The 9,982-nt window shown below is 70.4% G+C and carries 6 protein-coding genes and 1 pseudogene; 5 read left to right on the top strand and 2 right to left on the bottom strand.

What is annotated here, in order from left to right; all coding sequences use genetic code 11:
- Positions 1 to 372 precede the first annotated feature (372 nt).
- The 4 genes from MXD58_RS12180 (at position 373) to MXD58_RS12165 (ending at position 7,060) form a co-directional block, all read left to right on the top strand.
- Entirely contained in the window at positions 373 to 2,394 is a 2,022-nt protein-coding gene (locus tag MXD58_RS12180) for an MATE family efflux transporter (RefSeq protein WP_248836514.1), read from the top strand.
- Between the two features lie 235 nt (positions 2,395 to 2,629).
- On the top strand, positions 2,630 to 4,186 hold the full coding sequence (locus tag MXD58_RS12175; RefSeq protein ID WP_248836515.1) for a Wzz/FepE/Etk N-terminal domain-containing protein: 1,557 nt from the start codon (positions 2,630 to 2,632) through the stop codon (positions 4,184 to 4,186).
- 727 nt (positions 4,187 to 4,913) lie between these two features.
- Positions 4,914 to 6,608 (top strand): long-chain-fatty-acid--CoA ligase, encoded by a 1,695-nt coding sequence (locus MXD58_RS12170; RefSeq protein WP_308301952.1) that lies wholly within the window; start codon positions 4,914 to 4,916, stop codon positions 6,606 to 6,608.
- Positions 6,609 to 6,610: 2 nt separating this feature from the next.
- On the top strand, positions 6,611 to 7,060 hold the full coding sequence (locus MXD58_RS12165; protein ID WP_248836516.1) for a nuclear transport factor 2 family protein: 450 nt from the start codon (positions 6,611 to 6,613) through the stop codon (positions 7,058 to 7,060).
- Between the two features lie 77 nt (positions 7,061 to 7,137).
- On the opposite strand, the gene MXD58_RS12160 is transcribed toward MXD58_RS12165, so the two are convergent.
- Together MXD58_RS12160 and MXD58_RS12155 are read right to left on the bottom strand one after the other, a co-directional pair.
- Positions 7,138 to 7,812 carry an O-methyltransferase gene (locus MXD58_RS12160; RefSeq protein ID WP_248836517.1) on the bottom strand — a complete coding sequence of 225 codons (675 nt, stop codon included), beginning with the start codon at positions 7,810 to 7,812 and terminating at the stop codon, positions 7,138 to 7,140.
- Positions 7,813 to 7,898: 86 nt separating this feature from the next.
- Positions 7,899 to 9,212 carry an O-antigen ligase family protein gene (locus MXD58_RS12155; protein WP_248836518.1) on the bottom strand — a complete coding sequence of 438 codons (1,314 nt, stop codon included), beginning with the start codon at positions 9,210 to 9,212 and terminating at the stop codon, positions 7,899 to 7,901.
- 530 nt (positions 9,213 to 9,742) lie between these two features.
- On the opposite strand from MXD58_RS12155, the pseudogene MXD58_RS12150 reads away from it, so the two are divergent.
- A pseudogene (locus tag MXD58_RS12150) lies at positions 9,743 to 9,982 on the top strand (hypothetical protein); the annotation flags it as partial.

Here is a 9,982-nt window from a genome sequence, read left to right as displayed (position 1 = left end):
CCTCCGCCCGCGTCGGCGCCGGCCTGGGAACCCGACCCTGCCACGGCGCGTCCGGCCGGACCCACCGCCAGCCCAGGCTGGCAGGTCCACACCGCGCCGCGGGCCGGCGACCCGGGTCGCGGACAGCCGGTGGGAACGCCCGGTGTGGCCGTCGGCCCCGCGTCGACCGCCACCCCCGATCCTCGGCCAGACGGTCGGGCTCCAGGGCTGTTGCCGCCGGCAGCCCCCGCCCAACCGGCTCCCGCCCAACCGGCCCACTCCACGCTGCCTCAACTCCAGCCGCCTCAACTCCAGCCGCCTCAACTCCAGTCGCCCCAGCAGCAGCCGCCCCAGCAGCAGCCGCCCGAGCAGCAGCCTCAGCCAGACCAGCGGGTGCCGCGTGGTCGGCAGTCGGAGGCGCCGCTGCCCCATGCCCTGACCTCGACCATTGATCTCAGCGCGCTGCAGGCCCGCCTGCGGGCGGAGCACACCGCGGTCATCGACCGGGTCCGGGAACCGGTGTCCCGGCGTGGCCGCGCCGGGCGGGTCGATCCGGAATCGACCCAGGTGGTCCCGCGCGGCCTGGTCCCCGGCGCGCAGCGGGAGGACGCGGGGCGCGGCCGACACCGGGGAGCCACCGGGCCGCGGGGCCGCGTCGGGGACGACGACCTCGCCGCCGCCCGGCATCGCGAGGCCCCCGAACTCGACGACGTCGAGGCCGACGGTGACGCCGACGACGGACCGGCGCAGGGCGGCGGCACCCGGTCGAAGGCCCTGTGGACGATGGCCGACCAGGCCGTGTCCAGTGCGACCAACGCGGCGATCTCGTTCCTCATCGCGCGTCAGGTCACCGACGTCGAGTACGGCGCCTTCGGGGTCTCGTACACGCTGTTCGCCCTCGTGATCGGCCTGTCCCGGGGCGCGACCTGCATGCCGCTGAGCATGTTCTACTCCGGCACGTCGAAGTCGCAGTTCCGGGCCGCCGCGTCCGCCGCGACCGGCTCGTCGCTGGTCCTCGGCCTCGCCGTGGGGGCGGTGTTCGTCCTCGCCGGGCTGGGCATCGGCGGGTCGGTCGGGTCGGCGCTGCTGGCGATGGGGGCCGTGCTGCCCGGTCTGCTGCTGCAGGATGCCTGGCGGTTCGTCTTCTTCGCGATGGGCCGGCCGCTCGGGGCGCTCATCAACGACCTCGTGTGGGCAGGCGTCCAGGTCATCGGGATCTGGATGCTGGTGCACCGCGGGGTGACCGAGGCGTCGCCGCTGGTCCTGGCCTGGGGCGCGTCGGCGCTGGCCGCCGCGTTCGTTGGCGTCGTGCAGGCGGGGTTCTGGCCGGCGCCGGGGGCGACCAGGCGGTGGCTCGCGGAGAACCGCACGGATGCCGGTTACCTCGCCGCCGAGTTCCTCACGGTGCAGGGGGCCCTGCAGACGTCGATGCTCGCGATCGGCGCGGTCGGGTCACTGTCGACGATCGGTGCGCTGCAGGGAGCGCGCACGCTGCTCGGGCCGACCACGGTGGTCGGTGTCGGCGTGGTCAGCTTCGCCCTGCCGGAGTTCTCCAAGCGCACCTCGATGGACCGGCGGGCGCGGGAACGGGCGGCCTGGGCGCTGTCCGGCGTGGTGCTCGGCGTCGGCGCGGCCTGGAGCCTGATCTTCTACCTGCTGCCCGAGCGGTACGGCCACGCGCTGCTGGGCGACAGCTGGGACGGCGTCAAGGCCATCCTCGGCCTGTCGATCCTGCACTACCTCGCCGCCGGGGCGCCGGTCGGACCGGCCTGCATGATCTACGCGCTGGGCAAGACGAAGATCACGTTCCGCATCAACGCGGCCTTCGCGCCGGTGCTGCTGGCCTTCCCGGTCATCGGCGCGGTCCTCGGCGAGGCCCGCGGGGCGGTCATCGGGTTCAACATCGCGTTCTGGGCGCTGGTACCTGTGTGGTTCATCCTGCTCCGCAAGCTGGCGCGGGAGCACGACGAGGAGCAGGCCGCGCTGCGATCCGCGCAGCCGGGCGCGGCACCGGCCGCGACGCCGGCGGGGAGGCGTCCCCGGCGGGCAGGCGGTCCGGCGTCCCGCGAGCTGGCCTGGGCGGGGGATCCGGCGACCACCGGTGGGTGGCCCGTCGATCCGGACGGTTCACAGCGTGGTGACAGGTCCAGCACAAAACGATGGGATCCAATTAGCTCGACAAAAGTCAGGAAGACTGACGTGCCGGAAGGGTTGCGACGTGACGCGCCTCGGACGCAGCATCTACGGATGGAGCGTGATGCCAACGTGTCGCGGCCGAGGGTAGGCGATTCCGAGCGCGGGACCGCCGGCATGGATGATGGGTCTGGTACGGCCCGTGCCCGGCCCGATCGCCGGGACGGCTACGAGCAGCGGGGCCGGGCGACGGGCCCGCGGCATGGCAGGCGCGGCACCTGAGCGCCATCACTGCGCCAGTCATAGCTGTGACCGTTTACTTTCCGCTATCGGCTATGCTCGCAAATCGGTTCGTTAGATCTAGACCGTGGATCCGGCAATCGCGTCGGATGCTCCTGTGGGGGGCTACATTGAGTCCGCTTCACGTCCTGTTGGAGGTGCTGGTGCGTACCGCCGCCGGGTCTCCTTTTAGCGTGCGGGCCGGGTCCGCTTGGTCCGAGCCCGGGACGGAGGCGTCATGAGCCGCGCAGCACAGTCCACCGGTGAGACGAGCCGGGCGCCGTCCGCGCCCTCGCTGCTGCGCATCCTGCAGCCGCGCCTGCTCATCATCGCCATCGTGGTGGTGATCTTCGCGGCGCTCGCGGCGATCTACTCCAAGGCGCAGTCGGCGACCTACACCGCCAGCGCCCGCGTCTTCCTGTCGACGGACGACGCGACGCTGGGCGCGAACTCGGTCGACGCGACGCGCTACGTCCAGACCCAGGCGCAGTTCGCGGAGTCCTCGGCCGCCGTCGCCGACATCGCCAAGAACCTCAAGCTCACGGATGGCGATGTCACCGACCGGCTCAGCACCACGCCGTCGGATTCGGGCTATTTCTTCGTCATCAAGGGCAAGGGATCAACCCAGGACGCGGCCATCTCCCTGGTCAAGGCGGCTGAGTCGGCCTACAGCACGCTGCTGACGAGCTATGGCGCCAACAGCCAGGAGTCAGTGAACGCGCTGATCAAGCTCCGTGACCAGCTCGTGGCTGAGAATGCCGCGGCTCAGACGACAGGCACGAACGACGTCACGGTCCGTAACTCCCAGATCGGCACCCTGAACACCAAGATTGCCGAGGCGCAGACTGCGGCGGTGCTCGGCACCTCCGCGATCAAGCTGGCGGAGCCGCCGGTGGCCGGTGGGCAGGGCGGGCCGAACCTGCTGCGCAACACGATCGTCGCGGCGCTGGTGGGTCTGCTCGGGGCGATCGCCGCCATCTGGATCATGTACCAGCGGCGGCCGACGATCCTCGACCCGCACAACCCGTCCGACGCGCTCGGCGTGCCGCTGATCGCCGCGCTGGAGCCGACCCGGACGACCGCCAGCGCGGCCGAGACCCTCGTCTCGGCGATGTCGGCGGTCATGTCCCCGACGAGCAAGGTCGTGGCGTTCACCCCGGCCTCCCGGGGCGACCTCGCGGCCGACCTGGTCGCCTCGGTCGCCGCCGCCTGGTCGGACGACCAGGGCGTCGTGCTGATCCTCGACACGTCCCCGTCCTCGGACGTGCGGGCGTCGCTGGAGGGCCTGCCCCGGCCGACCTCCGGTGAGCTGCCGCGGTGGGCGCACGAGCCCACCTGCCTGGCCCGCTCGTCGGGCACCGGGCGCGGGCACATCCTCTACAACCGGGTGTCGCCGGCCCGGGCCGCCCGTCCGGGTGGTCTCGCGCCGATCCTCGCCGACCGCGCGCCCGTCGTCGACCTGGTCATCCTGGTCACCTCGGCGCTCGAGGAACTGCCGATGACCGCCGCCTCGGCCATCCAGGCCGACGCCGTCGTCGTCATCACCTCCCCGGAGACGCACCTCAAGGAGCTGGAGCAGGTGCCGCGGGACTGGCCGGCGCTCGCCGAGCGGGTCGTCGGTGTCGTCCACGACGGCCGCACCGGCGTCCGCCGGGTCGCCGGCGCCACCTCGGAGCGGCGCTCCTCGGTCGAGCCGATCACGTCGAACTCCCCGGTCGGCGAGTCCAGCGCCCCGCCCAAGCGCGGCGCCCCCGACGCGGAACCCACCGACCGCTACGCCCGTCCGGCCCGCTAGCCCGCTTCCTATCCCCTCGCCGCCGAGCGTCCACCCAGGGCGCTCGGCGGTTCTCTGTTCGGCGTCCGGCGATGCCGGGGCCCAGGCCTGACGAGACGCCGGCTGACCGAGGTGGTGGGGCGAGGCAGCGGGCGGTCGAGCTGGCAGTGAGCACACCGGTGACGGTGCTGTGCATCTACCGCCGCACCAGGACGCCACCACCAGACGTCCCGGTGACTTTTATCACCCTTCGTGCCGATGGCCCAGCCATCTGTAGTACGTGTGCCGAGAGTAACTATCCGGTTCGGATCGGCTCATGTCGGACTAGATTTGCCCTCTTCATACATCCTGGTCAGAGGTGTGTGAGTGGGGCTAAACCGCATCCATCGCGCCCAAACGATCGTCGCTTTCGGTAGTCGCCAGCCTGGTCATTAATGCAGAAGCGTCTCCGAGTTCAGGTCAGTTCGGTTGCGCAGTACGCAGAACGCTCTTACCATCAATCAGGTAGTCAGTCGGAAATAGGCTGCGCTTACCCTATTTGGTCTGCCGATCAAAGCAAAGAATCCTGCGGCGTCGGTGATCCAGAAATTCTTACACCGCATTGTTTGATGTTTTTTCGCGCCAAAAATGGGAGCGCGGCGCCAGGGGCCGTGGCGATGTCAGGACCGCTTGCCAGGTCTGCGGCAGATTCCTGTCCCCTGCGCATCATGGGAGATCTGCGCCTGGCCGCGAGAGAGGTATGTGCCCGGTGGTGGAGTTGCTGCTGGAAGGGATAGAGCGGGCTCGGTCCCAGAACGGTCGGATCGTTTTCCTCGGTGCGGGTGCAGAGGATGTTCTGGGCTGGTCCACGTTCTTCGCGGAGGCGGAGCGCGTTGCCGCGTGGTTGCAGGGGGCGCGCGGGATCGGGCCGCAGCGCCGGGTGGTGGTGCTGGCGCTGCCGTCGCGGGCGATGGTGACCGCGGTGGTGGCCGTGTGGATGGCTGGGGGCAGCGTGACCTGCGCTCCCACGCCGGCGCGCACCATCGACCTGCCGACCTATGCGGAGCAGACCCGGGAGCGGGTCGCCGCGCTCGATGCCGACCTCGTTCTCCTGGGCACGCCCTATGAGACGCTTCGGGACGCACTCGCCGGTGGCGGGGCCAAGGTCGAGGATCTGGCGGACGTGGTGGCTGCGCGGCCGTCGGGGGTGTGGGAAAGGCCCGCGCTCACCGCCGCGAGTCTCGCGGTCGCGCAGTTCACCAGTGGTACGACCGCCGACCCGAAGATTGTTCAGGTCAGCCATGGGAATCTGGCGGCGAACATCTGGGGGATTCGGGAACGGGCCCGGCATGAAGAGGTCCACGGCCGGCTGCTGACCTGGCTGCCGCTGTCCCATGACATGGGCCTGATCGGCGCGTTGGCGGTGCATCTGACCTGCGGGCGGTGTGACCTGATTGTTGGTTCGCCCGCGGACTATCTGGCCTCCCCGTCGTCCTGGATGGCGAACGCGGCCACGTACCGGGCGACGGTGCTGGTAGGCCCGGCGTCTGCCTACGCGATGGCGGGGCGGTTGTTGGCGGTCGGTCCGCGGCTGGATCTGTCCTCGGTCCGGGTCGCGCTGTGCGGCGGTGAACGGATCGAGCCGGAAGCCATCGAACGATTCCTCGACGCGGCGGCCAGACACGGTTTCGACCGGGAGGCGTTTCTCCCCGCCTACGGGCTCGCGGAGGCGACACTCGCGGTCACGATGCCGTCCGCGCCGGGCCTGCGTGTCGACGAGATCGACGCCGACCCGCTCACGCGGCGCCAGGTTGCCGTTCCTGTTCCCGTTGCCGAACCGGGCCGGGCTTCGGTGCGTCGCCTCGCGCGGCTGGGCCCGCCGATGCCCGGCATGCAGGTCCGCGTCGTCGACCCGAAGACCCGGCTGTCATGCCCGGACAGAACTGTGGGCGAGGTTCACGTGTCCGGGACGTCGGTCACCGCCGGGTACCTGGAACCCAACCGCGCGGGGCCGCGCCAGCGGGACCACGACGCTCACGAGGCCAGCGGGTTCGGGCAGCTGGGGGCTGGCTGGCTGGCCACCGGGGATCTGGGCTATCTCGCCGACGGTGAACTCGTCGTCTGCGGGCGCGCGAAAGACCTGATCATCATCGGCGGGCGCAACGTGCACCCCGAGGAGATCGAGCAGGCCGCGACCCGAGTCCCGGGGGTCCGCCCCGGCAACGTCGTCGCCTACGCCACGATCCGGACCCCGGGGACGAGTACAGAGGCAGTCGTCGTCGCCGTCGAGGCCCGACCTGGCCACGACGAGGACACGATTCGGGGTGGGGTCGCCGAGGCGGTGCTGGCTTCGGTGGGAGTCCGACCCGTTCAGGTGCATGTGCTGCCGCCCGGCAGTATCCCCAAGACCCCGTCCGGAAAGCTGCAGCGTGCCCAGGCCGCCACAATGTTCGGGAGCGTGTGAAGATGAGCAGTGGATCGGTCACACGGAACGACACCGGCATCGTCGGAATCGGGGTTACTCCCGAACTGATTCAGGCGGTCGCCGCTGCGGCGAATCGGGTGTACGAGGCGTGGGCCGTCTCTGGCACTGATCAGCGTGCCGCGGTTCTCGCCGAGGTCTGCTCGCCTGACGTCGACTATGTGAACCCGTTGAAGGGCGCCAGCGGAATTCAGGAACTCGCCGAACTGATCAGTGAGGTGACCGCTACCTACCCTGGCCACCTGCCGGCCCGCACCTCCGGTCTGGACACCCACCACGATGTCGCCCGTTACGAGTGGGTGCTGCGGGACCGGGCCGGTCAGGTGGTCCTCGGCGGCGTCGAGATCATTCGATTTACTCCGGACGTACGGATAACCGACGTGATCTCGTTCTTCGGCGCTCCTCCCAGAATCAGCTACAGCTACAGGGCCTGAACGCGTCCGTTACCAGGTAACAGTCACCATCGCCGTCATCTACCTCCGGCTCCGCAGTTGAACGTCTGACGCAGTCCCTAGCTGACGAGGGCGAGCAGGAACCCGTCCCAGCCCTTGGCGCCGACGGTCTGGATGGCCGTCGCGGTCAGGCGGGGCTCGTCGTGGACGAGGCTGAGCAGGTCACGGGTGCTGCGGACGCGGTCGTCGGAGTCGCCCTCGACGGTGGCGAGTGCGCCGCCGCGTACCACGTTGTCGACGATGATCACGCTGCCGGGGTGGGTCAGGTCCAGCGCGGCGCGCAGGTAGCGGGCGTTGTTCTGCTTGTCCGCGTCGAGGAAGACCAGGTCGAACGGCTCGGTCCCGGCGGCGACCAGACCGTCGAGGGAGTCGGCGGCGGGTCCAAGGATGATCTCCACGTTGTCGCCGAAGCCGGCCCGGTTCAGGTTCGCCTGGGCTACCTGCGCGTGCTTCGGCTCCAGTTCCAGGGTGACGACCCGGCCGGTCGGGCCGACGCCGCGGGCGAGCCAGATCGTCGAGTAGCCGCCGAGGGTGCCGAGCTCCAGCACCCGGCGGCCGCCGACCATGCGGACGAACAGGGAGAGCAGGGCGCCCTGGTTGGCCGTCACCTCGATGGACGGCAGGCCGGCGGCCTTGCTGTCCGCCCGGGCCTGGCGCAACGCGTCGTCCTCGTCGACCAGGGAACGGATCAGCAGGTCGTCCACCGAGGCCCAGCGCTGTTCAGCTTCGCTCACCGGTACGCACCTTTCGACAGGTCGTGCGGCGGCGCAGCGGGCACCCGCCCCCCGGCCAGCCCGGCGAAGGGGCAGGCCGCGAGGGATCAGACGGCCGCGAAGGAGCCGCGCTGCACGGAGGGTGAACCGGCCGACGGCGTCGACCGGAGACCGACAGCGGCCTCGCGTTCGTCCTGGGGCGTCACCGTGAACCAGGCGACGAGCAGCAGGCCGAGACCCGTGACGACCGGCGCCAACAGGCCGCCGGACAGCACAATATAAAAGATCAACACCGACCCGGACAGCACGAACGACTGCGAGCCGCGCACGAACATCGTCAGGATGAACGCGAGGAACAGGATTGTGCCAAGGACGCCGTACTCGAGGATGAGTTTTGGCACCAGGGCGTAGTTCAGCGGCAGGCCGGTGCGCTGGAAGAAGGCACTCGCGTCCCGGTCGGCGTAGCCGGGGCCGTTGCCGAAGATGACGGTCGCCGGATCCTTGCCGAGGGAGTCCCAGGTCCGCTGGTAGGGCTGGACGAAGCGCAGGCTTCCGCTCGACGTCGACGAGGACGTCTCCGTGGCGCGGGCGGCGAAGATGCTCGACGCCGGGGTGAAGCTGATGATCAGCGCGACGAGGCTGACCCCGATCAGCGCGGTCACCGCGAAGCGGGCGCCCTTGTGCACCGCCAGCAGCACCCCCGCGAAGGCCAGCAGCAGCAGGCCGGTGCCGGAGACGGTGGAGAGGATCGCCAGCACGAGCATCGGCAGCCGCCACCAGCTCCCGCCGCGCAGCACGCAGACCACGATCCCGAAGCCGAGGAACTGCGAGCAGAACGAGGCCTCCAGGCAGACGAAGCCGTTCGACTTGTAGAGCGGCGACCCGTACTGGACCGGATAGGAGGTGTTGAAGCCGTGCATCAGCAGGTTCGACGGGACGATGTTCTTCACGACGTCCGTGTAAGGCACGCCCACGAGCTGGCTGCCGAACTGGAACAGCGCGAGCCCGGCCAGCACTGTGATCATGAGGAGGAAGCGGTCGAGCACCCGGGGGAGCAGCGCGCGGGCGTCCGCGGGCCGCAGGCCGTAGAGGAACGGCACGTACGTCGCCAGCAGCAGCAGCAGCGAGGTGAACGACGTGTCGTCGTTCTGCCGCAGGAACGCCGTGAGCGCGGACAGGGCGCAGGCCGTCATCGCCACGAAGTAGCCGGTCGTCCGCCCGGAGTTCCGCGCCAGGCCACCGCGCCACACCATGATCCCTACGCAGACGTAGGTGATCGGCAGGATGATCTGGACCTGCGAGCCACCGGCCGGCAGCGCGATCCGCTGCAGGAAGATCTCGCAGAACATCAGGATGGTCAGCACGCGCAGGGTGGCGTCGTTGGCCGTGCGGCCGCTCTCCGCCTCCTGGGTCGGGATCACCCACGACCGTGGAATCCTGGTCGTGAGGGTGGTGGTGACCACTGGTATCCCGTCCCCCGTTCCTGGCTGGCGGGTGCGGGCGGCGCGGCTCGCCGCCTGAGAAGAGGTGGCGGACTGGTTGCGTCCGGCTCCCCGGGACCGCAAGGACGGTCCGGTACGTCGCGTGAGAACGCACCGCCGACGATTCTAACGGCGCCCCGGGGCGCCTCGGCAGCCAGCCCGGTGGTCGCCGAGCCGGCGACGACACGTGTGGCGAGTGGCCGCGGCACAACGCCACGCGGCGTCGAGAAGCGCGCCTCCAGACGACCCGGTTCAGTCAGTGAATAATTGCGCTCCGTGCCCGCTCACCCTTGCGCGCCGGTTCCCCGCGGCCTGGGAACCACCCGGTGGCCGGCCGCGTTCGTCGAGGCAGAGAGCCAGGTCTGTGGAGGTGTGAGCGTGCGCTGCCGCGACGCCGCGCCGGTGGGCAGTTCTTGCCCGCTGGGCCTGACCGGCCCGTTCCGACCCGTGCCGGTTCGGGGTGTGTCATCGTGACAGCGGGCGGTGATGGACCCGACGGTGATGGACCCGACAAGGCCGGCGCGGGCGCCGACGCCGGCACCGGTACCGGTACCGTCTCGCTGCCGGCCGTCCGGGTGAAGCCGTCGGACGAGTACGGCTCGGGGTCCGTGGGCTCTGGCGCGTCCATGGACCCCGAGCCGGCACCGGGGATCCCGTCGGCCTGGCTCGGCGGTCCGCCGCCGGGCGGGCGGTGGCGGCGGCGTTCGCGG

The organism is Frankia sp. AgKG'84/4, from assembly GCF_023242965.2.
In the GTDB taxonomy this organism is placed as follows: Bacteria; Actinomycetota; Actinomycetes; order Frankiales; family Frankiaceae; genus Frankia.
The sequence above is the reverse complement of the archived record's forward strand: the minus strand, read 5'-3'. Positions and strand labels throughout refer to the sequence as shown.